Origin of the sequence: Methylocaldum sp., from assembly GCF_039794385.1 — a bacterium.
Classification (GTDB): Bacteria; Pseudomonadota; Gammaproteobacteria; order Methylococcales; family Methylococcaceae; genus Methylocaldum.
Window position 1 is genome coordinate 1 of record NZ_JBDIVO010000005.1, and the last position, 26,686, is coordinate 26,686.

Genomic DNA, 26,686 nt, shown 5'->3' on the forward strand with positions numbered 1-26,686 from the left:
TGTCGCGACTGTAGACCAACCCTTCCACGAAGTCATTTTTCTCCTTATTCCTGCTCTCCGCTTCGAAAACGTCGACCATATCGTCGAGTGAGTAAACGGGACGATAGTGAAGCCGGACGTATTTTTTGGCAGGGATTATTCTGAGTTGAACGGCGACCAGAAAACCCAGTGTGCCGTGACTCCAAGGGATCAGATAGAAAAGGTCCGCATTCTCCGATGGGCTGCACCGGAGCAGCTTGCCTTCGGCCGTCACGATGTCGAAGGATTCGCAGATGTGCTGAATCAATCCGTATTTGTGACTGCTGCTTTCCACCCCGAACCCCATGATCAAACCGCCCACCGTCAAGTCGTCCAATTCCGGGACGACGGGCAAGGTCCATCCGCGCGGCACCAGGCATCGTGAAATCTGGCCCATCGTCGCCAGCGGCTCAACCCTGAGCAACCTCCGTTCTTCGTCGATCTCGAGGATGTCGTAAAGACTGATGTCGATCTTTCGATGGGAAAGCTTGTACTTGGGCACGAGTTCGCTCATGGACTTCCAGCCGGAACGGGCCGTGCACAATTTTTCCCGGCATCCGTCCCGCTTCCACGCCTCGATTTGCCCGATCACCCGCCGCACTTTTTGATCATGCTTCGCCGGAGCGCTCTTGAGACTCAAGACGATTCGGTCGCGGACCGAGACGTACGCGCCATACAGCGCCGAAACGGGCAAAAGGACGAGGGTCGCGAACAGCCCCCGATAATGGGTGAGAATGTGTTCGACAACACGGGATGTAGGGTCGCCTGTCGCTTTCACCGGAACTTCGCTGGGTACGAGCTTGGTCATGCCTCGAATCAGGATTCCGAGTCGTTCAGTATTCTTATCGCCTGATTCGGGCAGTATTTTTCCGCAGCCCTCGCTTTCTCGATCAGCGCCACCGATGGCCGCTCCTCGAGCACCTCAAGACGGCCTTTTTCGTCGACCAGAAAGATTTCTGGCGCTTCCGCCACGCAATGGGCATGACCCTTACATAGATCGCGGTCGACAACGATCCTAAAACGCTCGGCGATTGCGTCGTTTCGAGCACGCATAGTCTCTTTTCGGGCGCCGATCAGGGCCGAATTTTGCCGTTTCCGATAGCGGACAAGGCAAGGAGAGCCTGGCTCGACCACCATTTTTCGGTAATCGTCCCGGTAACTTTCAGGTGAGTTCACCAGTTCGAACTCATAACGCCTCAGCAGCACGCAGAAGATGGCTTTGATTTGAAACAGGGCAAAGGCGTTGCCCGAGCATTTGTGACGCCCGCCGCCGAAAGCCTGCCAGCCGAACAGGTCCCTGTCCTCGGCTCGTTCCGGCGAGTACCGGTCCGGATCGAACCGGTCGGGTTGGGGGAATAATTCCGGAATTCTGTGCGTAACGGAGGGCGCCGCGCAGACGAACTTGCCGGCCTTGATGACGTAGTCCTTGACATAAAAATCCTGCATCACCTTGCGCATGAGAATGATCAGCGGCGGATGCAGGCGCAGAACTTCCTTGATGACGTTTTCCAGTTTGGGAAGCTGCCTCAGCGACTCGAAATCGACCGCGCCGTCAATACCGAATCGTTCCTCGATTTCAGCAATGACGGCCTTCATGTGCTCGGGGTGGCGGAGCAACTCGATCAACACCCAGGCGGTGGTTCCGGAACTGGTGTGATGGCCCGCGAAAACGGCGGCGATCAGCATGCCGGTAATCTCGTGTGCGGTCAGTTTGCTCCCGTCTTCGTAGCTCGCGTCGATCAGCATCTGGAAGACATTGGTTCGGTTCTCCGACTGCTGCGCGCGCTTTTCCATGATCTGAGACACCAATTCTTGAAGCCGCGCCCGAGCCTTGTCGCGGCGGCGGAAGACCGGCAGCGGCAGATCGGGAAAGACGTAGGCGATGGGCTGAATGCCTTGCTCCAAGTCGCGATAGATTTCGACGAACTCTCGGTTCAGCTCGTATCTAAATTCGGCTCCTAGCAAGCAATGGCTGGACGTGTAAATCGTCAGTTCCTTGGTGAACTCGAGCAGATCGATTTCGCCGGAATCGCCCCAGCGATCGAGCAGAGTCGCGACCTCGCCGACGATGATATCGGAATAGGTCCGCATGGGCTTGTCCCGGAGTGCCGGCATCAGCATTAGTAGCTGCTGGTTTTTTCTTGCGATGGGCGCGTCGAAAACCACGCCCTTGCCGAAAATCGGAGTCATGATCTTGTAGGCGGGCCCCTGGTCAAGCACCTCGTCGGGAGCGCGATAGAAAGCCTCGCTGGCTTCCGTGCCGGTCAGCAGCACCATACTTTGGTGGAAGAGCTTGAATTCGGCCACGTCTCCCAGTTGCCGGCGCAGCCGCATCATGAAAGCATGCGGATTCTTGCCGAAACTGAAAATATGCCCCGCGAGCGGGAACGCGCCCGAGAGTTTCGGGGGCTCTTTGAGTTGCCCTTTGGCCATTGCCGAGTCCTAGTCGATGGCGTTATCGTCCGCCGGTTGAAAAGATTAGTATCATGCTTCGCGATCAAGGTGTTCATGAAATCATTTTTTTCATATACATCAAACCTTATTCGTGCAAGGACTACCCCGAAAGGAGCCGAAATGCCTGCCTATCCTCGTGAAGAGCTGGAAGAAATGGTCGAACGCTGGCTTGCCGCCAATCGTCAAGCCGAGCGGGAGGGCAACTGGATCAAGCACCTCGGCGTGATGTACACCGAGGATGCGGAATACGGCTGGAACATGGGACCAAACCGAGAATTCATCGCCAGAGGCAGAAAGCAGATCGAGGACTGGGCGCTCGGGGCGCACATGGAGGGATTCGAGAAATGGCGCTACCCCTACGAGAAAATCCTGATCGATGAAAAACAGGGCGAGGTGATCGGCATCTGGCGCCAAGTCGCGCCGGTGAAAAGGGAAGACGGCAGCGATTACGAAGTCGCCGGCATCGGCGGTTCCTGGTTCCGCTACGGCGGAGGATATCAGTGGTGCTGGCAGCGCGACTTTTTCGATCTCGGCAATGTCAAGGCGATGTTCATGGAACTGGCGGCCGACGGCAAACTGGATCTTTCCGTAAAGCAGAGGCTGAGCAAACTGGCGAAAGGTCAGCCGCTCCCCGGGGTCGCTCCCATTCATACAAGCCGAGGCATCGGCAAAAAATTGAAAGGCATTGTCGCCATGGCGCGCACGGTACTATTCGGGGTTTAGTGGAACCGTATCGAGTGACTTCGTCCGAAGCAACTAGACGCAGGAGCGATATTCCCGCACAATCAACGCGATGTAACGTATTTTTCCATGCGCCATCGATAAGCGCCCGAAGGAGACAACGTGGTCCTCGTGCTTTGCCGGTCAATGATTTGTCTTGGACAACGTTCGTGAAGCTTCAATGGAATGAAACCGCCGGCGGGCACACCGGGATGGAAACGCCCGTTCCGCCTCTCAGATGCGCGTGGGAAGCCAGCCGCCGCGCACAGCGGCGTTTGCTGGATCTGCAGCGGCCCTGCGGCGACTGGGAAGGGGAAATGGTCTGGTGCACCATGATTCTCGCCCAGGCCGTCATCGTGCGTACCATAGCGGCCCGCCCCTACAGCGACGCGGAAAAGGCACGCATCGTCATTCATTTCGAAGGTAACCAGATGAATGACGGCTCCTGGGGCATGCACCCCGAATCGCCTGGCTACGTCTTCTTTACCACTCTGGCTTATGTTGCCCTGAGGCTGCTCGGCGTTCCCGCCGATTCGCCGACGCTCGTCAAGGCGCGCCGCTGGCTGCATACCCAGCCCGATGGCGTAAAGGGTATTCCCACTTGGGGCAAGTTCTGGCTGGCCATGTTGGATCTCTATGCCTACGAGGGACTCAATGCCGTCCCGCCGGAACTTTTCTTGATGCCGGAATGGTTGCCGATACACCCGCGACATTATTACTGCCACACCCGTCAGATTTACCTCGGGATGGCCTTTCTTTGCGGCATGCGATTTCGCGCGAACCTGCCGGACACGCTACGCAGCGAATTGCGCCGGGAGCTCTACCCGGAGCCTTACGAAACCATAGATTTCGCCGCTCTGCGAGACACCCTGGCCGCGAGCGATGTCTATGTCCCCATCAGCCCGGTATTGCGCCTGATTTACAAGCTGCTAGCCGCTTACCAGCGTCGCCATAGCCGGGCGCTGCGGCGGAAAGGCCTCGACCTGTGCTTCGACCGGATACTTTACGAGCAGCGGGTTACACGCTATCAGGGGATATCTCCCGTGAGCGGACTCCTCAACTGTCTGGCCATCTTCGCTCGCGATCCGAACCATCCGGACCTTTTGCCCAGCCTCGAAGGCGTCGAGGACTGGCGCTGGGAGGACGAGGAGGAAGGCATCCGTTATGCGGGAGCTCGCTCCAACACCTGGGATACCGCATTCGCCGTCCAGGCTCTGGTCGAGGGACCGTCGGCTGTCGAAGGGACGGCAAAAGCGCTCGAGCGGGCTCACGATTTTCTCTGGGGTGCCCAGATAACCGAGGAGCTTCCGGATTACGACGGCGCCTGGCGGGACCCGGCGCTCGGCGGCTGGTGCTTTTCCGACGGGCAACACCGTTGGCCGGTGAGCGACTGCGCAGCGGAAGCCTTGAGCGCCCTGCTCGCGCTCTACGCACATCCCGAGTACACGGTGGCGTCGCCGCTCGAGCCCGAGCGCCTCCGCCAGGGGGTGATCTTCATTCTGTCGCGGCAGAATGCGGACGGCGGTTTCGGAACCTACGAACGCCGGCGCGGCGGCAAGCTGCTCGAAATGGTCAATCCGTCCGAAATGTTCGGCCAGTGCATGACCGAACTTTCCTATATCGAGTGCACGGGGTCGGCGCTGGCCGCCCTCGCGCATTATCGCAAGCGTTATTCCGATTTCCCAGGCGGAGAGATCGAGCGAGCGATACGCAAGGCCGTAGCCTTCCTGCGCCGGCGTCAGCTTGCCGACGGATCCTATCCGGGATTCTGGGGCATCAATCACACCTATGCCATATATCACGCGACCAAGGGGCTGCGGGCGGCCGGCGTGTCCGCCTCGGACCCGGCACTTCAGTCGGCCGCCCTCTGGCTGGTCCGGAAGCAGCGGCCCGATGGCGGCTGGGGCGAGCACTATTCGAGCTGTCTCCAAGGCCGCTACGTCGAGCACGAGCAAAGTCAGGTGGTCATGACGAGTTGGGCCTTGCTCGCACTGCTCGACATCCTGCCGTACGATAATGAATCGATCAAACGTGGATTCGAATGGCTGATGAGCCGGCAACTGGAGGACGGCGGTTGGCCGCGGCAGGCGGTTAACGGCGTTTTCTTCGGCTCGGCGATGTTGGATTATCGCCTCTATCACACCTACTTCCCGACTTGGGCGATGGCCCGTTATGCGCGCCTGACGAGCCCGCCATAGCCGGAGTCTTCAAGGCATTTTTTCGACTTGGCGTCGGAAGATGTAATCTTCCGGCTCAGCTCCGAAATTCGGACCGAAAGTCCGATAAAAGGCCCTCGCAAATATCAGCGGGACCTTGAAATCGCACTGCAAGGGATTGTCGTCGGTGGATTCTGTGAAGTTCAACATTCGAGGCGCAGCCCGCCCGGGCTGCTCTCACCAATTATCGGAAAAGCATTATGCAAGGACGAGTCATTTATCAGGAACATATCGATGTGCTGATCGCCGGAGGCGGCGTAGGCGGCGCAGCGGCCGCTGCGGCACTCTCGCAATTGGGATTGCGCATCTTGATCATCGAACCCGGCCCGGCCCAAGGCAGGCGCCTCGCCGGAGAGCTCATCCATCCGCCCGGCATCGATGGCCTGTGTCGTCTCGGCTTGCTGAGCGACCGATCGATGCCCGGTTCGCCGGTAAAAGGCTTCGCGATCTTCCCTGCCGATAAAGACGACCCCGCAAGCTCGGTGACCTTACGCTACGGCGAAAAGCCGGGAACTCGCCATTTGGGACGGGCGATCGAGCACCGGATCCTGAAGGATCATCTGCTGGAAACCGTACAGCGGTTTCCCGGCGTTACGGCCTGGATAGGCGCACGGGTCACACGGATAGAGGAAAATCCCGACGGGTCGTTCACGGCGATGGTACGAAGTAACGACGGCGAGGAAATACGAATTCGCCCTCAGTTATTCCTCGGCGCCGATGGACCGATGTCCAGAGTGCGCAAATTGATCGGAATTTCTCACGAGACTCGGCGCTATTCCGGCATGATGGGCATCGAAGTGGAAGACACCCATCTGCCCAATAACGGCTACGGCAATATCTTTCTGAATTCCGCCGGCGTCGCCTATGCCTATGCGATCGGGGGAGGACGGGCAAGGGTCATGTTCGAGGTGCTGAAAGGCGCCGATTCGAAGGAATCGATCAAGACGCACCTCGGTCTCTTCCCTCCCTTGTTCAGGCTCGATATCGAACGCGTCCTGGCCACGAGCAAACCTTTGGCGGCAGCCAATTTCTGCATCGTCCCGAATGCCAGCGTACGAGGTAATGCCGCACTGGTCGGGGACGCGAGAGGCTGCTGCCATCCGCTGACCGCTTCGGGGATTACTGCGGCGGTAAAGGATGCGCTGATCTTGCGGGATGCGCTTAGCGAGTCGAATCTCGATATCGCAACGGCCCTGCGACGTTATTCTCGCCGCTGCGGCCGTCTTGAATTGACCCGGCGCACCCTGGCGGAAGAACTGCGCGAAGCGTTTCTGGCCCAGACGCCCGAGGCGTTACTGCTCAGAGAATGCATCTTTTCCTACTGGCGCACCAGCGATAAGGCATGCGTTCGGTCCATGGCGCTACTTTCCACGGTGGACACTAGTATTTTTTCTCTGGCCACCCAGTATGGGACGGTTGCGCTGCAGGCCTTCCGCCTGTTGCCGCGTTGGTTTTTCGAAAAAACCGTCGTCGATTGGCACAGGGGAGTGCTCAGGCTGGTACACAAGAGCCTTGCCTTTCAATATGCCGCGATCCGCCAATGGTTATATTGATAGTCAGGATCATGGCATCCGGAATAATGGCAGCGCGGCATTGAGCAAAATCGCGCCGCCTCGGCGCCGAAGGGATGACTTTCCACCGGAATACTTGTCGAAATATCGAGATACCTGCTTCAGCCGACATTACCGCATTTCGGTAAAAGCGGATATTTGCTGTCGTATGCCGTAATTGGCGCGACTCATGCCATTCAAAGTCGAGGGAAGCGATGATTCTGGTAGGCACCGCCTCTTGGGCCGACAAAAATCTGATCGACTCCGGCTTGTTCTATCCGGCCCACATCAAGACGCCTGCGGATCGGCTGGGTTATTACGCCAGTCAGTTTCCTCTGGTCGAGGTCGACAGCAGCTATTACGCCCTGCCCTCGGAGCGGAATGCGGCCCTATGGGTCGAACGGACTCCGCCGGGCTTTGTATTCGATGTCAAAAGCTTTCGGCTGTTCACGCAACATCAAACGCCGCCGAAAGTGCTTCCAGTGGATATTCGTGCAGCCCTGGGGCCGGTCGAAAAAAAGAACATTTATTATGGCGACCTGCCAGAGGAACTCCGCGGCGAACTCTGGTCACGGTTTCGCTCAGCCCTTAAACCTTTAAAACATGCAGGCAAGCTTGGCGTCGTACTGTTTCAGTTTCCGCCGTGGTTCGTCTATCGGCAAAGCAATCTCGAGCATATCGCCGCTTGCGCCCGAGTAATGGAAGGATTTCGCATTGCCGTGGAATTCCGTCATCGATCCTGGTTTGACGATAGGCATCGCGAGGACGTGCTCGAATTCGAACGGAGCCGGGGATTGACGCACGTCGTCGTGGATGAGCCGCAGGGATTTGCCAGCAGCATTCCTTCGGTTTGGGAAACCACCTCCCCGGAAATAGCGGTGGTCCGCATGCACGGCCGAAACCGCGAGACCTGGAGTCAGAAAGGGCTCGAGTCGTCCGCCGATCGCTTCAACTATCTCTATTCGGCCGACGAATTGCAGGAATTGGCGGGGTCCATCGAGAAGCTCGCCGCAAAGGCGCGAGAAACACACGTCATTTTCAATAACAATTTCGGAAACTTCGCACAACATAATGCCGGAGAGCTGAAGCAGCTTCTGGCTAGGCCCTAAATTCGGTGTATTAGCCGCCCACTGTTGTGGTTAAACTTCCGTCGGGATGCGAGGCATCCGCATCAGACCACGACGGTCACTTCGATATCGCCTTCCTTGCGTTCTACATTGATGCCCACATCGTGGGCATGGCGAGTCAAGGCTAAGTCAATGACGCCATCGTCAAAACGCAAGTTGCTGATCCTGAGCCAGTTGAGATAATTCGGGAGTCGCGGATGATAAAACCTGATCTGCGGTTTTTCGGGTGAAAAGCTCAAGCCGAGACAGCCTTGCAAGAGCTGAAATACCGCTCCGCTGGCCCAGGCCTGCGGAGAACAGGCTACCGGATAGAGAGTTGGGCCTTGCCCCGGAAGCCTGGAGAACCCACAGAAAAGCTCAGGCAAGCGATGCAAGTCGAGAAACACGGCGGCCTCGAACAAACCGGTCAAAATCTTCAAGGATTTGTCTTTGAAACCGTAACGCGCCAGGCCCATGGCCGCGATGGCAGTATCGTGGGGCCAAACCGAACCGTTGTGATACGCCATCGGATTGTAGCGGCTCTGCCCCTCTGCGACCGTGCGAATTCCCCATCCATTGAAAGATTCCACCGCCAACAGCGTCTCGGCGGTGCGACGAGCATAATCGGGAGCCGCAATCCCGCTGAATAAGGCATGGCCTGCGTTAGAGGTTCGCACCGCACAACAGCGTTTGTCGCCGTCCAGTGCGAGCGCAAATGTATCGAGTTCGTCGAGCCAAAATGCTTCATTAAAGCGTTTTTTCAGCGCTGCAGCCTCCTGCCGCAGCCGCTGCGCCCATTTTCCCCGGCCGAGCAATTCGGCCAGTTCGGCCGCCAGCAGTTTAGCTTCATAGACGTATCCCTGCACCTCGCAAAGCGCGACCGGTGCCGGCGCCAGGTTTCCGTCGGCGTGAAATACCGAGTCGTTGGAGTCCTTCCAGCCCTGCTGTATCAACCCGTTTGCGCTATGTCGGGCGTATTCCACAAAGCCGTCGCCGTCCCAATCGCCATGATGATCGATCCAGTCCAGGGCTCTTTCGATGTGAGGCCAAATCGTTTCCATGAAAGCCCGGTCGCCGGTACGCCGATAATAGTGGCCGGCAAGAACGATAAAGAGCGGCGTGGCGTCCACCGTACCGTAGTAACGCTTAAACGGAATTTCTCCTAAAGCGGCCATTTCTCCGGATCTCGCTTCATGAAGAATCTTGCCGGGTTCGGCATCGCGTTCGGGTTCCAAGGATTCAGCCTGGGTCGCGGCAAGATAGGTGATTACGCCCTTCGCGAGTTGCGGCCGAACCCACAGCGTCTGCAACGCGGTGATGATGCCGTCGCGACCGAAAGGCGTGCTGAACCACGGGACTCCGGCGTAAGGATAAGGTCCATGAGACGTTTCCGTGACCAGCATATCGAGATCGGCGGCAGACCGGCCGAGCCAATCGTTGAACTGTTCATTCGAAGTCACGATGTGGGCGACGCTCGACCGGGAGGCTGCAGTGTCCGCCCCTATCCTATCGATCGCTTGGTAATAATCACCTTGCGATACGCTCGCATCGTCGCAAGCGCAGCTTACCGAGACGTGCAGATGAATCTCGTCGCGTATTCCCAACCGAAGCGCTGTGCTACAACTCGAGGCATTGAGCTGATCGGGTCGCCAATGGAATTGGATGTGAGTTCGGCGCATTTCGCCGTCCAATCCGCGATAACCGAGTATCGCGGCATCGTCCTTAATGTCCGGCGTCAGCATTGTTCCTCGGGCCGGTCGATGGACACCGCGCACTTCGAATATATCGCGATAATCGGCAGCGAACCGAAACTCGACGTTCAAATTTACCGTTCGATCGCCGTAGTTGACCAAACGCAAATGCTCATGCCTAGCCTGGCTTAACAACACCACCGATCGGAACACGTGCACGCTGCCTCTCGGGATGACTAGGACTTCGCTCTCATAGAGATCGGGCATGGTCATGTCGACCGCCAGCAAACTGTTGTCTTTCTTGATGGTGGAATTGAGCAAGAAGGGGCGTTGTCCGTTGATTCGCAGCTCCAGGTGAGAAAGATAGCGTGTCCCGCCTTGGTAAAGTCCCTGCTCGCTCGAACTCACCTGATAAATATCGCCGTGACGATCGAAGATACCGAACATATCTTCCGCTTTTAAGACTCGAGAGGGTTCATCGCCCCGTGGTGCGGTGGCAGCGACATACCACTGGTTTTCGGTGGAAGCCGGATCGTCCATGGATCACCCGTTCGAGGAATCGAAAAACTAGATCGTTTGCTTGCCCAGCATAGAAAGGCGACCGAGGTCCTTCTCGATGACGTCCATACCGAGAACCTTTAGCGCTGGAGAGACTTTCTGCTTACACTTTTCACCGAGCTGTCGGTAGATCTGAATATAGTCGCTCGCCATGCGGCGGGCGGAAAAGCGATTTTCGAACGCCTGTCGACACATTGCCCGATTGATCTCGCCTACCCGTTCGACTGCCGATACCGCTTGGTGAAGATTCTCGACAACGAAACCTGTCGTTCCGTGCCGCATAACTTCCGGCACCGAACCGTTCCTGAAGGCGATCACAGGCGTACCGCAAGCCATCGCCTCGATCATCACGAGCCCGAAAGGTTCCGGCCAATCGATGGGAAAAAGCAAGGCGTAAGCATTGCCGAGCAGCTCATTCTTTTCTCGCTCGTTGACTTCGCCGATGAACTCCACCAAAGGATGATTGAGAAGGGTCTTGATCTCCTGGTCGAAATATTCGCGGTCGGCCTTATCGACTTTCGCTGCAATCTTGAGCGGCATGCCGGCACGAATTGCAATTTCGATCGCTCGGTCGACGCGCTTTTCCGGGGAAATACGCCCCAAGAATGCCAGATAGGTGCCCGGCTCGGCACGGAACGTATAAAGCTCCTCCGGCAATCCGTGATAAACCGTAGCTACCCAATTCCCCCAACCGACCGGCGTGCGTTGGTAATCCGAAATGGAGATCAACGGCATGTCCCGAAAGGCTTCGAGGAGGGCATCTAACTCTCTGATGTCCAAGCGTCCGTGTAAGGTGGTAACGTGCGGGGTCGAGCATTCGCGAAATACCGGAAAATGAAGGCAACCGGTATGAAAGTGAATGACATCGAATTCACTGGCCGCTCTGCGCACCCGATCCAACATCAAGAGATGGGGTAGTAACGGATCTAGTACATCTTGGTCGAGACGCAGTGCCTTGGAAACAATCGGCTCGAGCTTGGCGCTCGTCTCCGAATCAGCACTGGCGAAGAGCGTAACATCATGTCCGGCGCCTACTAGCTCTTCGGTAAGATAATGCACGATGCGCTCGGTGCCGCCATAAAGTTTTGGCGGTATGCTCTCATACAAAGGCGCTACCTGCGCGATTTTCATACTCCTCCTTATACGCTGTTCACGTCCGGGCTGGCAGCAAGAGCGCCACCAGAGTTCGTCGTTTGCGCTATTAATTTTTGATCGAAACCGGGACTCAAGAGTTCACCATAGTGGCTCATCATCGAGACTCAAGACACGCGACGGCTACATCCCGCCCTCAACGGAGCGACGGTTCACGTGACCAGGTCGGTCTTTCCGTCACAACATACCTTCGCCCCGTCTTCGTCTCCCATACTTTGGTCAAAAATTGTCAAGCTGGGCACTTGAGCTACATTTGGGGTGTCATCGAATCGCTTCGCCGACCTTTTGATCACTGGGAAGAATGACGCCTATGTTCCATCTCGTAACCCGCTCCAACCTATTGGTCTTCGCGCTCGCGTTGCTGCCGACCTCGATATTCGCCGATGTTTATAAGTGTCTGGATCAGAAAGATAAGGTCTTTTATCAAGACCGACCATGTCAGGAGTTGACGTCGGCTCAACTGCCGCCCGGCTTGTCTCAACTAGCAGCCAGCGATAACAAGCCGCACTTTCTTTGGAAGGCGACAATTGCGGAAGGCACGGTCTACCTCATGGGCGCCCTTCCTTATGGCGCGAGCGATATGTATCCCCTCCCGGAAGCGATAACGGACGCCCTCTCGGGGTCGGATGTGCTGATCGTCGGAGCCGATGTCGCTGCGCTGCCTCAGGCCGAACTACTTCCCATCGCCGCAAACCGAGGCGCGTACACGGACAATTCCGATTTAAGAGACCACATCAAAGCCGCCACCTGGGAAAGAGTGCTCAAGCTCTCCAAGGCTTTGGGCATGGCAGAGGAAACGATTCTCACCCAGAAGCCATGGATGGCGTCACTGAGTTTGATGAGCCTAGCCGCTAAACAGGCGGGCTATACGCAAGAGCTCAGCATCGAAAAAGGCTTTGTCAAGGATGCGCAGATGCGAAAGCCGGTACTTCAATTAGACTCGGTAGATGAACAAGCGAAACTGTTGGATGGCTTGTCCGAGATTGAACAGGAGCAAATACTCCTGCAATCGCTAAATGAGATTGAACGTGGGGACGACTATTTCAAATCGATGATCGAAGCCTGGACGAGCGGAGATTCCTCGACCGTTGAGCTGATCGTGCGTCGCCGCTTCGATAGTCTTCCGGCTTCGGACAAGCTCTTCAAGCTCTTGTTCACCGATCGAAGCGCAGCGATGGCGGAGAAAATCGGGGAATTGGCGGCCGATGGTAGGACTTATTTCGTTGTCTTGGAAGCCGGCCACCTGGTCGGTGAACACGGCCTCCTAAACCTGTTGCAATCGAAAGGCTTCAAAATTTCGCAGCTATAGCTCGAATCGATCCGGATCAGTTTTCAGCCTCGGGCTTGACGTAAACATCGGCGAGTTCACGTAATTGTGCCACAAAGGACGAAAATTCGCGCTGCGCGGCGTTTTTGGCGAGGAACTGGCGAGCAGCGTCCGCTTCCTTGGGATCTCCTTGCGAAGCGCCATCCTTGACGGCGATCAGCTTAAAGACGACTTGATCGCCGTTTTCAAGTTCCACCGTTGAGATAACGGGCTGCTCGGCTGACGGTCGAGCAGCCTTGAATACGGCATTCGTCAGCACTGGCGGTACATTTTTTGCATCGCGGCGCAGATTCGACTCCTTGGAAACCTGCATACCGTGCTCTTTGGCCAAACCCGTAAGCGGAGCACCCTGCTGCGCTTGGCGCAAAAGTTCTTCCGCTTGCTTGCGGGTCTCCTGTCTTGCGTCCTCGGCACGTAATTTGCCAACGATATCTTCCTTCACTTCTGCGAGGGGCTTATCGGACGCCGGTTGATGGTCTTTTATCCGCAAAACGACTGCTTTCTCGCTCCCCAATTCGACCGGATCGCTGTTCCGTCCGTTCAGAACGTCCTCACTGAACACGGCTGCTCTTACCGTGGACTCGGCGGCGATACCGTCTCCTGCCTCACGCGTAAAGTATCCGGTGCTCTCGATTTTCAGATTGAGGGCTTTCGCGGCCGGCTCCAGACTGTCGGGATGTTCATAGCTGAGCTCCGTCAGCGTTTGTCCCTGTTCGTAAAACTTGTTTTCTGCCGCATTGCGCTGGAACGTTTTCAGCAGTTCGTCTTTTACTTCCTCGAATGGCTTGACCTTAGCCGGAGACAACTCGGTTACTTTGATCAAGTGATAGCCGAAAGATGTTTTGACAGGCTTGGATAACTCACCCTGCTTCAAAGCAAATGCCGCATCGGCAAAATTTTGCTCCATGGCTCCCTTGGTAATGAAACCCAAGTCGCCGCCGTTCTGAGCGGATATCGGGTCATCCGACGTTTCCTTTGCGACCTTAGCGAAATCTTCGCCCTTAGCCAAACGGTCTTGAATCTGATTGATCTTGGCCAAAGCCGCCTGCTCGGCGGCTTCACCGCCTTCCGAATCGACCGCGACTAGGATATGGCTGACCTTGCGCCTTTCTTCGGACGCGAAACCAGACTTCTGCTCTTCATACAGATTGCGCAGGTCGTCTTCGGTGACTTGGGTCTCCTTCGCGATATCGTCAAGACGAACGGCGATGTACTCGATCGATACACGCTCGGGATTTTGGTAAGCCTGAAGATGTTTCCGATAGTAATCTTCGATTTCCGCATCGGAAATAGTGCGAGCCGATTTCTTCAAAGGTATTTTGAGATATTCGACCTCACGCTCCTGATTTCTGAGCCGAAAGAGCGAAGCGATTTGATTCGGGGTTACAAATGCGCTGTCAAGCAATCCGCGCTGGTATTGCTCCATCAACAAAGCTCTTCTGACCTGCGCAACGAATTGGGCAGAACTCAAGCCCTGAGATGACAGCATGATGTTGTATTTTTCCTTATCAAACTTGCCTTCGGTTTGAAAATAAGGGAGCGTCTGGATGAAGTCGCGCACGGCGCTGTCGCTGACGGCAAGGTCCTTAGCCTCCGCATTTTGCGCAATGATTTCTTCTCGAATCAGCCGCTCTAAAGCTTCATGTTTGAGCTGCCTATCGTCGACCTCCGCCAAACCCACCAGATTCGCAAGACTCTGCTGATAGGCCTGGTTTACCTCGCGCTCAAAAATATCCCTGTCACCGACGACAGCCAGTGGCTGCTCCTTGCCGGAATCCAGATAATTCTGAATTCCCCATAGAGCGAACGGCACACCGACAAGAATCAACATTACCCATGCGAAGATACCTTGGGCACGATCACGAATCGCTTGAAGCATATGCAGAACCTGATACGGCTTTAAGAGCAATCATTAAACGAAAAGACAGGCAGCCCCCTGCCCTCAAAAAAAAACCCGCTGCCTCAGGGGCGCGGGTTTTTTGAAATTTGGCGGAGCGGACGGGGCTCGAACCCGCGACCCCCGGCGTGACAGGCCGGTATTCTGACCAACTGAACTACCGCTCCAATTTATGGTGGGTGCTGTAGGGATCGAACCTACGACCCTCGCCTTGTAAGGGCGATGCTCTCCCAGCTGAGCTAAGCACCCTAAAGAGTCGACTAGCTTACAGCATCTTTAAGTGCTTTACCAGCCTTGAATGAGGGAATTTTTGCAGCTTTGATGGTAATCGTGTTTCCCGTCTGCGGATTACGGCCTTGACGCTCGGCACGCTCTTTAACCCCAAAGGAACCAAAACCCACGAGTGAAACGGTTTCGCCGTTTTTTAAAGCTATCGTGATAGCGTCAATCATACCGTCGAGTGCGCGCCCGGCATCGGCCTTCGTCAGGTCCGCCGACTTAGCGATCGCATCAATTAGTTCCGCTTTATTCATTCTTTCCCCCTTTGATCGATGATGTTGAATCTAAGTTCTTCACATGGCCGCAAGACTTCGTCCATTCCTATATGCTGTTGGCTACGCGTGAACTCGCCGGCCGAAATGTAGCAGTAGACAAAAAGCACTGTCAAGCCGCATAGCGTCTGGGATTCAGCGAATTTTAGCGATCCGTCGCATTTCTCTGAACACGCAAAAAGCAACTCCCTCCAATTAGGACTAATGAGCAACGATCATGCCTGCCGTACCCGTCGATTTAGTCACACCCTCGGATTCGGGAGTAACCGGCGGTTTCAACGGTTCCGGCATGTGTTTTAGTGCGGTCTCGAGGACTTGATCGATAGAGCGAACCGCGACGATTTTGAGATCCTGCTTAATGTTCTTTGGAATCTCAGCCAAGTCCTTCTCGTTTTCCTGCGGAATCAAGACGGTCGAAATACCGCCCCGATGCGCCGCCAACAGTTTCTCCTTTAGCCCTCCGATGGGCAAAACCTCCCCGCGAAGCGTGATCTCGCCCGTCATGGCAACGTCCGATCTCACAGGGATTTGAGTCAATGCGGAAACCAAAGCCGTGCACATACCGATACCGGCGCTGGGACCGTCTTTGGGCGTGGCCCCTTCCGGCACGTGTATATGCACATCGTGCTTCTGATAAAACGCCGGATCGATACCCAGCGTTTCTGCTCGGCTCCGGGCTACCGTGACAGCGGTTTGTATCGACTCCTGCATGACCTCGCCGAGTTTTCCGGTATAGGTTTGCTTGCCGGTTCCGGGCATAACGACCGATTCGATGGTAAGAAGCTCGCCTCCCACCTCGGTCCAGGCCAGGCCGGTAACCTGCCCGACCTGGTCCTTCTCCTCGGCTCGTCCGTAGCGATAACGCCTGACGCCCAAAAAGTCATCCACGTTACGATGAGTCACGTTCAGTTTCTTGGTGCTCGGTTTGAGGACCAAGCTCTTGACGACCTTGCGGCAAATCTTGGCTATTTCGCGCTCAAGGCTACGAACACCGGCTTCTCGAGTATAGAAGCGGATAATATCTCGAACCGCCGATTCGGTGATATGAATTTCGCTGTCCTTAAGCCCGTTGTTCTTGACCTGCTTTGGAATCAGATAGCGCATGGCGATATTGACTTTCTCATCCTCGGTGTAGCCAGCGATGCGGATCACTTCCATGCGGTCCAGAAGCGGCGCCGGGATATTCAAAGTGTTCGCCGTTGCAATGAACATTACTTCGGACAAATCGAAATCGACCTCCAAGTAATGATCGTTGAAAGTATGGTTCTGCTCCGGGTCCAAAACTTCCAACAATGCGGCAGCAGGATCACCGCGGAAATCCATCGCCATCTTGTCGATCTCGTCGAGCATGAACATCGGATTGCGGGTCTTTACCTTGGAAAGGTTCTGCAGGATTTTACCCGGCATCGAGCCAATGTAAGTTCTGCGATGGCCGCGAATTTCGGCCTCGTCACGAACCCCGCCCAAGGCCATGCGAACGTACTTCCGGTTGGTCGCTCGAGCAATCGACTGACCGAGCGAAGTCTTGCCCACACCGGGCGGTCCAACCAAGCACAATATTGGGCCTTTTAGTTTCTTGACGCGCTGCTGAACGGCCAGATACTCGAGGATACGCTCTTTGACTTTCTCCAAACCGTAGTGCTCGGTTTCTAAAATTTCTTCGGCACGCTGCAAGTCGTGACTGATCTTGGTGCGCTTCTTCCACGGCATGTTGACCATCCAGTCGACGTAATTCCTGACTACCGTAGCCTCGGCAGACATCGGCGACATCAACTTGAGCTTGTTCAACTCCGTCTCGGCTTTGGTACGAGCCGCCTCAGGCATGCCGGCCTTTTCGATTTTGCGCGATAGCTCCTCGAATTCGTTCGGCACATCGTCCATTTCCCCCAACTCCTTCTGGATGGCCTTCATTTGCTCGTTCAAGTAATACTCGCGCTGATTTTTTTCCATCTGCTGCTTGACCCGCCCGCGGATACGCTTCTCCATCTCCAGCATATCCACCTCGCCTTCCATGAGCGTCATCAAACGCTCCAACCTGGCCGTCACATCGCTCATCTCCAGAATCGACTGCTTGTCTTCGATTTTGATGGTCATATGTGCGGCGATGGTATCCGCCAACCGGCTCGGGTCGTCGATGCCGGCAAGCGAATTCAACACTTCGGGCGGTATCCGCTTATTGAGCTTGACGTAATGATCGAAGGTGTTGATGGCGGTGCGCATCAACACATCGATTTCTTGATCGGTGATGTTGATCTCGTCCAGCTGCGGCGAAACTACGGCTACGTAGTGCTTGTCGGCGACACGGTACTTATCGACGTTGCAGCGCTCGCTACCCTCGACGAGCACTTTCACAGTGCCGTCCGGAAGCTTCAGCAATTGCAGGATGTTAGATAAAGTGCCGATCTGGTACAGGTCATCGAAGCTGGGATCATCCAGTTCGGCTTCTTTCTGCGCTACGAGCAAGATTTGTTTGTTGTCCCGCATGGCAGAGTCTAGGGCCAGAATCGACTTCTCTCTGCCGACGAAGAGCGGTATGACCATGTGGGGATAGACTACGACGTCCCGTAAGGGAAGCACCGGTACCATCTTTTCCGGCTTTGCACGATTTTCAAGCGAGGTATTTTCCATTAGCCACCCATGGATATTAGTGAGTACGCGTTGTTACTGAGTATATAGGTAAGCTTCGGGCAAAAAACAAGACTAAGCCCGATAAAATCGGGGACTATTTGATTTGGCCAAAAACTTCAGATGAAGAGATCAGCAAAAATTCTGCGATCCCGTCCGGGTAAGTACGAAAAACTACTTAGATGCGAATGTATCGTCGAGATTCCCGAATCCGAACGATTTTCTATACAAAATGCGTAGATCAATGCGCGGTGACGCTTACGCGCTGAAATAAGCGACCGCTACCATTAGGATCAGTGAATGCAAACAGGTGTTTGTGCCGACAGGCGAGCAAGAACGCAAATTCAACTTGAAGGCTGCCCTAACGAGCTTTAAGACTGAGAAGCTATCAGCCATTAGTCAGACAGTGAAGTTCGGCCATCGATCAAGATCTGAAAATTGGCCGCATAACAAAACCCTGAATCGGCTACCGACGCCCGCTCGCCGCAAGGCATCGATAGCACTCGAAAGATATTTCACTCTACCGAAGCGCAGTGCTTTTCTTCGGTTTGATAAATCAGATACGGGTCCGATTCGCCGCGAATAACCTTTTCATCGATCACAACTTTGGAAACATGTTCGGCGGAAGGCAATTCGTACATCGTATCCAGCAACACGTGTTCGAGAATCGTTCGCAGACCGCGTGCGCCGGTTTTCCGTTCCATTGCCCTTCGCGCGATCACCCGCAAGGCGTCCTCGCGAATCTCCAGATCGCAACCCTCCATCTCGAACAACTTCTTGTATTGTTTGACCAGAGCATTTTTCGGTTCGGTCAGAATTTGAACCAATGCCTGCTCATCCAATTCTTCCAGAGTCGCCACCACCGGCAAACGACCGACAAACTCCGGAATCAGGCCGTATTTGATCAGGTCCTCCGCCTCCACGTCCGCCAAAACTTCGCCGACATTGCGGCGTTCGTCCTTGGTCTTGACCTCCGCGGAAAAACCGATGCCGCCCTTTTCGGAGCGTGAACGAATGATTTTTTCCAGTCCGGCGAACGCTCCGCCGCAGATGAAGAGGATATTCGCCGTATTGACCTGCAAAAATTCTTGCTGAGGGTGTTTGCGTCCGCCTTGTGGCGGTACCGAGGCCACAGTGCCCTCGATCAACTTCAGCAGAGCCTGCTGCACACCTTCACCGGACACGTCGCGGGTGATCGAGGGATTATCCGACTTACGGGAAATCTTATCGATCTCGTCGATATAGACGATACCGGACTCTGCCTTCTCCACGTCGTAATCGCATTTCTGCAAGATCTTTTGGATGATGTTTTCGACATCTTCCCCGACGTAACCCGCCTCGGTCAGCGTCGTCGCGTCGGCGATCGTGAACGGCACGTCCAACAGCCGGGCGAGCGTCTCGGCAAGCAAGGTCTTTCCCGATCCGGTTGGGCCGATCAAGAGGATATTGCTCTTGGCCAGTTCGACATCGTTCTTCTTCAGGTGGTTATGCACCCGGAGCCGCTTATAGTGGTTGTAGACCGCAACCGACAAGATCCTCTTGGCTTTCTCCTGGCCAATGACATACTCGTCGAGTACGGCCTTGATCTCTTTCGGTTTGGGCAACTTATCTACGCTAGCGGCAACATTTTCCTGAAGCTCCTCGCGAATAATATCGTTGCACAACTCGACACATTCGTCACAGACGAACACAGCCGGACCGGCAATGAGCTTTCTGACCTCATGCTGGCTTTTTCCGCAAAACGAGCAGTAAAGAAGTTTCCCGCCCCCGTCTTTGCCGTGCTTATCATCACTCATCGCAAACCTCTTATTCGTCAGATGACTGTTGTAGCAACCTACGCGAACCAACCGCTACCGGCATACGTCCACTAGTCCTTGGAACTCGAATTCCAATGCGTTTAACCGCTAGAACCCGGTTCTCGGCTAGCGAGCACCTTGTCGATTAGACCATATTGCGCTGCGTCTTCTCCACTCATGAAATTATCACGATCGGTATCGACTTGAATTCGTTCCAACGGCTGACCTGTATGTTTCGCCAATATTCGATTCAGTCTGTCGCGGGTCGCGAGAATTTCGCGGGCATGAATGTCAATGTCGCTGGCCTGTCCCTGGAAGCCGCCCAAAGGCTGATGGATCATGACTCGCGAATGGGGCAGACAATATCTCTTGCCGGGCGCGCCGCCCGCCAGAAGCAACGCTCCCATGCTAGCCGCCTGACCGATGCACAGGGTGCTGACGTCGGGTTTGATGAACTGCATGGTATCGTAAATCGCCAGTCCCGAGGTGACTATGCCGCCGGGAGAATTGATATAAAGATGGATGTCCTTGTCCGGATTTTCCGATTCCAGAAAGAGCAGTTGAGCGATGATCAGGTTGGCCATGTAGTCTTCGACCTGCCCAACCAGAAAAACCACCCGCTCCTTGAGCAAGCGAGAATAGATATCGAACGCCCGTTCGCCACGCGCCGACTGCTCGATTACGACGGGCACCAACCCCGTCGCCCGAGTATTGACGGTTTTATCAAAATCGCCGGTAAACATCATGAGATCTCTCGGGTTAAAGTTACGCCGCTTGTGAGGAACTGCCGGTAACCTGCTGCATCAACTCTTGAAACGCGATCTTTTCCTCGGTCACCTTTGCCTTGTCCAATACCAAATCCACCACCTGATCCTCCATGACCACGTTTTCCACTTCGCGAAGCCGCTCCGGCTCGGCGTAGTACCAGCGCACCACGTCTTCCGGGCTCTCATAACTCGCGGCCAATTCGTCGACGGTCGAACGCACCCGCTTTTGATCCACGACAAGATTATTAGTTTCAATGATCTTCCCGAGGATCAGCGCCAAGGCGACTCTTCGTCTCGCCACTGGCTCTAGCTGCTCCTTCAGCTTGGCTTCATCGAGATCCTGCCGCCTTTTCTGGGCCGCTTGCCGGTAGGGCGCCAACAAATGCTCAAGCTCATCTTGGATTAAGGCGTTGGGCAGAGCAATCGCATTCTTGGCGAACAGAGCATCCATCACCGAGGATTTCGTTCTCGTCTGCAGCGCCCGCTTCATCTCGCGCTCCATGTTAGCGCGGATATCGCTGCGGAAAGCTTCCACGCCACCTTCCTCGATGCCGTAGGATTTTGCGAATTCCGCGTCCACCTCGGGCAATAAGCTTTCTTCGACTTTCAGCGGCTCGATGGCAAATTGCGCCGTGTTGCCGGCCAGCTTTTGGTTGGGGTAGTCGGCCGGAAACGGCAATTCGAATTCGAGCGTCGACCCGGCCACTGCGCCGACCAACTTATCTTCGAATCCTGGAATCATTTGGTTCGTGCCCAGGACAACGGGCAGATTCTCAACTTTTCCGTCGGTAAACGACTCATCGCCGATCTTGCCTTCAAAGGCGATCGTAACACGATCCCCCGTTGCCGCCGCGCGCTCGACCTCTTGCCAGCTCTTCCGCTGCTCTCTGAGACGTTCGATCATGGCATCGATATCCGGCTCGGTCACTTCCGAAACGAACCGCTTGACCTCCAATGTCTCCAACGGCATCAGCACGAACTCCGGCATCACTTCGAAGCTCGCTTCATATTCCAGCCCACTGCCCTCGTCGACTCGGCGAGCGGTGATCTGCGGCACTCCCGCTGGTTTGAGCCTCTCCTCCCGGACGGCTTCATAAAAGCTCGATTGGATCAGATCCGAAAGGACCTCCTCCCGGACCTGCTGTCCATAGCGCTTTTTTACCAGACTTTGAGGCACTTTGCCGGGACGGAAACCGTCGATCTTGACCTTGTTCGCCAAAGTTTTGAGGCGTGAGGCTATTTTTTCCTGGATCTCTTCTTCCGGCACCTGTACGGTCATTTTCCGGCTCAATTCAGATGTCGTTTCGACAGAAACTTGCATGTCGCTGTTACCTCAAGAATGGAAAAAAGTATCGGAGGGACTGGCTCGAAAAGCACAATCGCCTAAATTGCTGGCTGATGCGCCGAACTCTGATATCCGTAATCGGATATTTATGCTAGGAAGCTTGGCTTCTTGGTGCTTACTGAACATTTGGTGCGAATGGAGAGACTCGAACTCTCAAGGGTTGCCCCACTGGAACCTAAATCCAGCGCGTCTACCAATTTCGCCACATTCGCACATAAAATCTGCCCGGATTATACTCCGTTTGCCGAGGAATTTCCGGCTCGGTCCCGCTTCCCTTCAAGATTCGATCCAAAAACTCGCCCCGCCGATCGGATGCAAGCTTTCTATTATAAAACGCGCGAATATTTTTTCATCTGTTCGTTCTTTGGACGCATAGCGGATTTTGCCGTTTTTCGCTTTTTCGTCCGGCCTGTAGTAATAAATATGTTCGGCCAAGGCTATGGATTTAAAGATGGATCAGAAACAGGACAGAGAAGGCGTCGTCAAGTATCGCCTCGATTACACGACGGCTCCGCCGGTAGATTCGGAAATCGTCGCCGAACTGAATGCCTGGCGGACCATCCTCTATCGTCTCGGACTCACCGGGCAGGACTCTCGTCGGTATGACGGCCTGGCCTACGGCAACGTCAGCCTTCGCCGCGGTGAAACCGCCTTCCTTATCAGCGGAACGCAGACCGGCGGCAAGCCCAAGCTCACTAGCGAACATTACTGTCTCGTCACCGGATTCGATCTGGAACAAAACCTCATCATCGCCGAAGGACCGATAGCGCCCTCTTCCGAAGCCCTGACCCATGCTGCGGTTTACCAAAGCGGAAGCGGGATCGATTGCGTACTGCATGTCCACTCGCCCGAATTATGGGAAAAGGCCGAAGCCTTGGCCATTCCCGTGACTGACCGGCAAGTCGGTTACGGCACGCCGGAGATGGCCCATGAGGTCGGGTTTCTGGTTCGAACTTCGAAAAGCCCGGTCATCGCCATGGGTGGCCATGAAGACGGCGTCATCGCGTTCGGCCGCACCGTCGAGGAAACCGCCATATGCCTGATTCGCAGCCTGGCGCAGGCATTAGCCTAAGATCACGACAACGTCGTGAGACCGCCCGTCCGATAGCAAAGGAATTCGTGCCGTTTCCCGTTCGACCGGCACCGGCCGTCCGTCCAGATCCGCACTGAGAACACGCCGAGGCGTTTTATTCGGATTCGTTACCCTGATCGTATAGCGCGTCGGATTGCCCGGATGCCGATAGCGGATCACAAACTCCGGCCACTCGGCCGGTATACAGGGTTTGAGCTCGATGAAAGCGCCCTCCTTCACCCGAAATCCCAAAATCGATTCCAAGGCGACACGGTACATCCAGCCCGCGGACCCCGTGTACCACGTCCAACCGCCGCGGCCCACATGCGGCGGTTCGCCGTAAACGTCGGCGGCGACTACGTAGGGCTCGACCCGGTAAACATCGGTTTGTTCCTGCGTCCGCGCGTGGCTCACCGGGCTGAGCATTTCCAATAGCCGCGCGGCCCGGTCGTTCCGGCCGAGTTCTGCCACGGCGCGCACCACCCAGCACGCGGCATGGGTGTATTGCCCGCCGTTTTCGCGCACGCCGGCCACATAGCCCTTGATGTAGCCCGGGTCATGCGGTGTGTTGACGAAGGGCGGCGTCAATAAACGAATGAGACCATTATGATCGGAGATCAGGTGCTCCTCGACCGCATCCAAAGCTCGATTCGCCCGCTCCGCCGGCGCCGCGCCTGAAATCACCGCCCACGCCTGGGCCAAGGCGTCGATTCGACACTCATCGCCGTGTTTGGTGCCTAAAGGGGTACCGTCGTCATAATAGGCGCGTCGATACCAGTCGCCGTCCCATCCCGCGTCATTGAGCGCCTGGTAAAGATGCTCTCGATAAGCCCGGTAAGCTTCGATCCGCGCCTGGTCGCCGCGCTTCTCGCAGATTGGCAGGAATTCTTCGAGAACGTGGTAAAGAAAGAATCCCATCCACACGCTCTCGCCGCGTCCTTCGCGGCCCACCCGGTTCATGCCGTCGTTCCAGTCGCCCGTGCCCATCAAGGGCAAACCGTGCGCGCCCCGGGTCAGGGAGCGGTCCAGCACTCGACAGCAATGTTCGTAGATGTCCGCAACCTGACCGGCATCGTCGGGTTTCAGATAAGCCTCGTCCTCCCCCTCCGCCAGTAAACGGGCAGTCACAAACGGCGCGGATTCGTCCAGTACGCTCCAATCGCCGGTGTGACGGATATAAAACGCCGTGACATATGGCAGCCAGACCAGATCATCGGAAAATCGGGTGCGCAATCCCCGCTCCAGGGGTTCGGGATGCCACCAGTGAAGCACGTCTCCCTCGACAAACTGATGCGCGGCGTGAAGCAGAATCTGGGCTCGAGTGAGCTCGGGGCGCAGATAGATCAGCGCCGAGGCGTCCTGAAGCTGATCGCGGTAACCGAAGGCGCCTCCGGACTGATAAAACGCGGAGCGCCCCCAGACCCGGCAGCTCAGGTTCTGATATGCCAGCCAGCCGTTGACCATCAGATCGATCTCGGGAGACGGCGTCTCGATTTGGATTCCGGAGACAAAATCGCGCCAAAAACCTTGGGCTTCGGCCAAGGCGTTCTCGATGGCGCCTCCTTGCCGGTATCGCTCGATGATCGAACGGGATTCGTCCTCGGAGAGGGTTTCGCCCAGCAGGAACGCACATTCGAAGGTTTGCCCCGGTTCCAAGTCGATTTGAAGCTGAAGCGCCGCGCACGGATCGAGATTAGCGCCATTCCGTCCATCGAGCGATGCGCGTGCGAGCAAAGCCGCGGGGGCTTCCGGGCTGCCGTTCCGCCCGATGAAGCTCTCCCGATCGGCGGTGAAATACATGGCACCCGGCTGCCCTACCGCCGCCGCGAAGGCGACGCCGTCGGAAAACTCTCCGGCTTGGCGATTGATAGCGAACAGCGTCGACGTCTCCGGATCATGGCGGGTGATCACGAACCGGCTGCTGTCGGACGGCGTTCCGCCCAGAATTAAGCGCTGGTATGAAAACAGCGACAAGCGGCGGCGGCTAGCGCCCCCATTCGTCAGACGCCATCGGAAAATTTTGACCGGATCGTGGCGGGCCGCAAACAGTACGACGTCCTGATCCAAACCATCGTAGGTGCTGGTAAACCGGCTGTACCCGAACCCGTGGCGCGCCTCGTAAGCGGCGGGTGCCGAACGAGGCCCCGGCAAGGGAGACCAGAACGCGCCGGTTTCCTCGTCCCGGAGATATAACGCTTCGCCGAACGAATCGCTGACGGGATCGTTGAACCAAGGCGTCAACCGATGCTCGCGGCTGTTCCGATGCCAGGTATAACCCGCTCCCCGCTCGCTGACCAGAAAGCCGAAGTGTTCATTGGCGACTACGTTGATCCATGGAAGAGGCGGCCCTTGCAACTCGCCGTCGGTCAAATCCAAACGAACCACGTACTCGGTGCCGTCCGCGGCAAAACCGCCATATCCGTTGAAAAATCGAAGCGCTTCGAGCCCGGCCTTGAGTTTCGGCGTCTCCGGCGGCAAAAGGGCGCGCCGCGCTCTCGCGCTTGGAACCGGAAGCTCCGATCGAAGCGACGGTGCGTTTTCATCGACCACCAGGCGCGCAACGGCGAGCAGCAAATCGAGATCGGCCGGCGCAATGTCTTTTTCCGCGCGAATAAAGATGTCCTGATCAAGCCCGCCCAACCCACCGAAGTCGGCCCCCTTGTCCGGACTCAAGATCATCAGCGCGAAACGTAAGCCTTTCGCCAGCCAATAGCGCTGCGCCTTGATGAGTTCGGCAACCCGTGAATCCTCGCGACTGTCACTGGCCCGTACCAGAACGATCGGCCGGTAGAACGGCAAGCCGTAGCGGTCGAGCCGCACAAGAGGACCGCAGGCGCTCCGCAGCACCGACTCCGGAGCCCGAAGCTTCGGATCGCCGTAAAGCAACGCACCGGCGAGGGATTGAAAAAACTCCGCCTCCGTTCCGGTCATGTCGAGCCGCCGGACGAGTTCCCGCTCGCCTTCGGCGGCGCGGGCGTAGATAGTATTTATCGCTTTTTCCGCCGAGCAACGCTCGATGAGCTTCAGCGCCTGCGTCCTGTCTTCGGCCGCGCCGAACAGAAACACCACATCTCCCTGCGTGTTGGGAGCAAGTTCCAAGCAGCGCCGCAGAGCGAAAACCGGGTCGAGCACGTTGCCGATCCCGCCGGACAGCGGCTGTGTTTCACGAAGCGCCTGCGGCTCCGCCGGCGTCCGGTTCCGGCCGAGGAAGCGCATCCGGTCGGTCTCGTACTCCAATTCACCCGGCCCGAACGCCGCGCCGACCAACCACGGATAAACCTCATGAGCGCTGCGCGGCCTGCGACGAGCGAGCAGCGCTTCTCGTTCCGCCACGAACTCGGTTTGCACGAACAACTTGGAGAAAGCCGGGTGCGCCGCATCGGCCGCAGGATGATTCAGGACCACTTCGAGATAGCTCGTGATTTCGATCCGTCTGGGCCGATTCGAACGATTTCGCAGCGTGACTCGGCGCAGCTCCAGATCGTCGTCCGGGCTGACGCACACATCCAAAACGGCCTCGATACCGCTGTTCTCGCACTGAAGCCTAAACCGGCCCGGCTCGTAACGAGCGGTCCGTGCATCGGCTTCCATCCCCGTCGGCTGCAAACCGAGCGACCACCAGTCTTCGCTATCCAAATCCCGGAGGTAAATGAACCATCCCTCGCCGTCTTCGACGCGGTCTCCGCTCCAGCGGGACAGCGCGTGGCCGCCAAGCATCGAAAACCCGGTGCCGGCCGATGTCAGCAATACCGTGTAGCGTCCGTTGGACAGAAGGCGCGACGCCGGGACCGAATCGTTCGGTCGATCGAGACCGGCCTGGTTAGGATCGAAGCTCATGCGG

The 26,686-nt window shown here is 56.3% G+C and carries 17 protein-coding genes and 3 tRNA genes; 6 read left to right on the top strand and 14 right to left on the bottom strand.

Going from position 1 to position 26,686, the window contains the following annotated elements; translation table 11 throughout:
- On the bottom strand, positions 1-826 hold an 826-nt coding region (locus ABJK70_RS00665; RefSeq protein ID WP_347257252.1), incomplete at its 3' end, for an FAD-binding protein.
- Between the two features lie 8 nt (positions 827-834).
- Positions 835-2,451, bottom strand: a complete 1,617-nt coding sequence (locus tag ABJK70_RS00670) for a cytochrome P450 (RefSeq protein ID WP_347257253.1) — start codon at positions 2,449-2,451, stop codon at positions 835-837.
- A 141-nt stretch (positions 2,452-2,592) separates the two neighbouring features.
- Between ABJK70_RS00670 and ABJK70_RS00675 the strand changes: the two genes are divergently transcribed.
- The 4 genes from ABJK70_RS00675 to ABJK70_RS00690 all read left to right on the top strand — a co-directional run bounded on the left by ABJK70_RS00675 (position 2,593) and on the right by ABJK70_RS00690 (position 8,067).
- Entirely contained in the window at positions 2,593-3,195 is a 603-nt protein-coding gene (locus tag ABJK70_RS00675) for a nuclear transport factor 2 family protein (RefSeq protein ID WP_156879729.1), read from the top strand.
- Between the two features lie 167 nt (positions 3,196-3,362).
- On the top strand, positions 3,363-5,390 hold the full coding sequence (locus ABJK70_RS00680) for a 2,3-oxidosqualene cyclase (protein ID WP_347257254.1): 2,028 nt from the start codon (positions 3,363-3,365) through the stop codon (positions 5,388-5,390).
- Positions 5,391-5,608: 218 nt separating this feature from the next.
- Positions 5,609-6,961 (top strand): NAD(P)/FAD-dependent oxidoreductase, encoded by a 1,353-nt coding sequence (locus ABJK70_RS00685; protein ID WP_077731474.1) that lies wholly within the window; start codon positions 5,609-5,611, stop codon positions 6,959-6,961.
- 212 nt (positions 6,962-7,173) lie between these two features.
- The gene (locus ABJK70_RS00690) at positions 7,174-8,067 is read left to right on the top strand and encodes a DUF72 domain-containing protein (protein WP_077731473.1); all 894 of its coding nucleotides are present in this window, start codon (positions 7,174-7,176) and stop codon (positions 8,065-8,067) included.
- Between the two features lie 62 nt (positions 8,068-8,129).
- Here ABJK70_RS00690 and ABJK70_RS00695 read toward each other — a convergent pair whose 3' ends face one another.
- Positions 8,130-10,295 (bottom strand): amylo-alpha-1,6-glucosidase, encoded by a 2,166-nt coding sequence (locus ABJK70_RS00695; protein WP_077731472.1) that lies wholly within the window; start codon positions 10,293-10,295, stop codon positions 8,130-8,132.
- Positions 10,296-10,322: 27 nt separating this feature from the next.
- Positions 10,323-11,444 (bottom strand): glycosyltransferase family 4 protein, encoded by a 1,122-nt coding sequence (locus tag ABJK70_RS00700; RefSeq protein WP_077731471.1) that lies wholly within the window; start codon positions 11,442-11,444, stop codon positions 10,323-10,325.
- Between the two features lie 331 nt (positions 11,445-11,775).
- On the opposite strand from ABJK70_RS00700, the gene ABJK70_RS00705 reads away from it, so the two are divergent.
- A complete protein-coding gene (locus tag ABJK70_RS00705) occupies positions 11,776-12,774 on the top strand; it encodes a TraB/GumN family protein (protein ID WP_168175477.1) in 999 nt (332 codons plus the stop codon).
- Positions 12,775-12,790: 16 nt separating this feature from the next.
- Here the strand turns inward: ABJK70_RS00705 and ABJK70_RS00710 are convergent, their stop codons facing one another.
- The 9 genes from ABJK70_RS00710 to ABJK70_RS00750 all read right to left on the bottom strand — a co-directional run bounded on the left by ABJK70_RS00710 (position 12,791) and on the right by ABJK70_RS00750 (position 21,985).
- On the bottom strand, positions 12,791-14,671 hold the full coding sequence (locus ABJK70_RS00710) for a SurA N-terminal domain-containing protein (protein ID WP_347257255.1): 1,881 nt from the start codon (positions 14,669-14,671) through the stop codon (positions 12,791-12,793).
- A 108-nt stretch (positions 14,672-14,779) separates the two neighbouring features.
- Positions 14,780-14,856, bottom strand: a tRNA-Asp gene (locus tag ABJK70_RS00715).
- Positions 14,857-14,862: 6 nt separating this feature from the next.
- Positions 14,863-14,938: transfer RNA gene (locus tag ABJK70_RS00720), tRNA-Val, on the bottom strand.
- Positions 14,939-14,949: 11 nt separating this feature from the next.
- Entirely contained in the window at positions 14,950-15,222 is a 273-nt protein-coding gene (locus ABJK70_RS00725; RefSeq protein ID WP_077731468.1) for an HU family DNA-binding protein, read from the bottom strand.
- 219 nt (positions 15,223-15,441) lie between these two features.
- Entirely contained in the window at positions 15,442-17,826 is a 2,385-nt protein-coding gene (gene lon, locus ABJK70_RS00730) for an endopeptidase La (RefSeq protein ID WP_347257262.1), read from the bottom strand.
- Between the two features lie 554 nt (positions 17,827-18,380).
- The gene (gene clpX, locus ABJK70_RS00735; protein WP_077731466.1) at positions 18,381-19,661 is read right to left on the bottom strand and encodes an ATP-dependent Clp protease ATP-binding subunit ClpX; all 1,281 of its coding nucleotides are present in this window, start codon (positions 19,659-19,661) and stop codon (positions 18,381-18,383) included.
- 101 nt (positions 19,662-19,762) lie between these two features.
- Positions 19,763-20,407, bottom strand: coding sequence for an ATP-dependent Clp endopeptidase proteolytic subunit ClpP (clpP, locus tag ABJK70_RS00740; RefSeq protein ID WP_077731465.1), 645 nt, complete (start codon positions 20,405-20,407; stop codon positions 19,763-19,765).
- Between the two features lie 19 nt (positions 20,408-20,426).
- Positions 20,427-21,749 (bottom strand): trigger factor, encoded by a 1,323-nt coding sequence (tig, locus tag ABJK70_RS00745; RefSeq protein WP_077731464.1) that lies wholly within the window; start codon positions 21,747-21,749, stop codon positions 20,427-20,429.
- 151 nt (positions 21,750-21,900) lie between these two features.
- A tRNA-Leu gene (locus ABJK70_RS00750) sits at positions 21,901-21,985 on the bottom strand.
- Between the two features lie 239 nt (positions 21,986-22,224).
- Here ABJK70_RS00750 and ABJK70_RS00755 point away from each other — a divergent pair.
- A complete protein-coding gene (locus ABJK70_RS00755) occupies positions 22,225-22,845 on the top strand; it encodes a class II aldolase/adducin family protein (RefSeq protein ID WP_347257256.1) in 621 nt (206 codons plus the stop codon).
- Here the strand turns inward: ABJK70_RS00755 and ABJK70_RS00760 are convergent.
- Positions 22,837-26,682, bottom strand: a complete 3,846-nt coding sequence (locus ABJK70_RS00760) for a hypothetical protein (RefSeq protein ID WP_347257257.1) — start codon at positions 26,680-26,682, stop codon at positions 22,837-22,839. The two genes, ABJK70_RS00755 and ABJK70_RS00760, sit on opposite strands and share 9 nt — an antisense overlap.
- Between the last annotated feature and the right edge of the window lie 4 nt (positions 26,683-26,686).

Excerpts from the sequence above, each read along its gene's own strand:
- ABJK70_RS00670 (WP_347257253.1), bottom strand. The coding sequence starts at position 2,451 with ATGGCCAAAGGGCAACTCAAAGAGCCCCCGAAACTCTCGGGCGCGTTC.
- ABJK70_RS00675 (WP_156879729.1), top strand. The coding sequence starts at position 2,593 with ATGCCTGCCTATCCTCGTGAAGAGCTGGAAGAAATGGTCGAACGCTGG.
- ABJK70_RS00685 (WP_077731474.1), top strand. The coding sequence starts at position 5,609 with ATGCAAGGACGAGTCATTTATCAGGAACATATCGATGTGCTGATCGCC.
- ABJK70_RS00690 (WP_077731473.1), top strand. The coding sequence starts at position 7,174 with ATGATTCTGGTAGGCACCGCCTCTTGGGCCGACAAAAATCTGATCGAC.
- ABJK70_RS00695 (WP_077731472.1), bottom strand. The coding sequence starts at position 10,295 with ATGGACGATCCGGCTTCCACCGAAAACCAGTGGTATGTCGCTGCCACC.
- ABJK70_RS00700 (WP_077731471.1), bottom strand. The coding sequence starts at position 11,444 with ATGAAAATCGCGCAGGTAGCGCCTTTGTATGAGAGCATACCGCCAAAA.
- ABJK70_RS00705 (WP_168175477.1), top strand. The coding sequence starts at position 11,776 with ATGTTCCATCTCGTAACCCGCTCCAACCTATTGGTCTTCGCGCTCGCG.
- ABJK70_RS00710 (WP_347257255.1), bottom strand. The coding sequence starts at position 14,671 with ATGCTTCAAGCGATTCGTGATCGTGCCCAAGGTATCTTCGCATGGGTA.
- ABJK70_RS00725 (WP_077731468.1), bottom strand. The coding sequence starts at position 15,222 with ATGAATAAAGCGGAACTAATTGATGCGATCGCTAAGTCGGCGGACCTG.
- lon (WP_347257262.1), bottom strand. The coding sequence starts at position 17,826 with ATGGTACCGGTGCTTCCCTTACGGGACGTCGTAGTCTATCCCCACATG.
- clpX (WP_077731466.1), bottom strand. The coding sequence starts at position 19,661 with ATGAGTGATGATAAGCACGGCAAAGACGGGGGCGGGAAACTTCTTTAC.
- clpP (WP_077731465.1), bottom strand. The coding sequence starts at position 20,407 with ATGATGTTTACCGGCGATTTTGATAAAACCGTCAATACTCGGGCGACG.
- tig (WP_077731464.1), bottom strand. The coding sequence starts at position 21,749 with ATGCAAGTTTCTGTCGAAACGACATCTGAATTGAGCCGGAAAATGACC.
- ABJK70_RS00755 (WP_347257256.1), top strand. The coding sequence starts at position 22,225 with ATGGATCAGAAACAGGACAGAGAAGGCGTCGTCAAGTATCGCCTCGAT.
- ABJK70_RS00760 (WP_347257257.1), bottom strand. The coding sequence starts at position 26,682 with ATGAGCTTCGATCCTAACCAGGCCGGTCTCGATCGACCGAACGATTCG.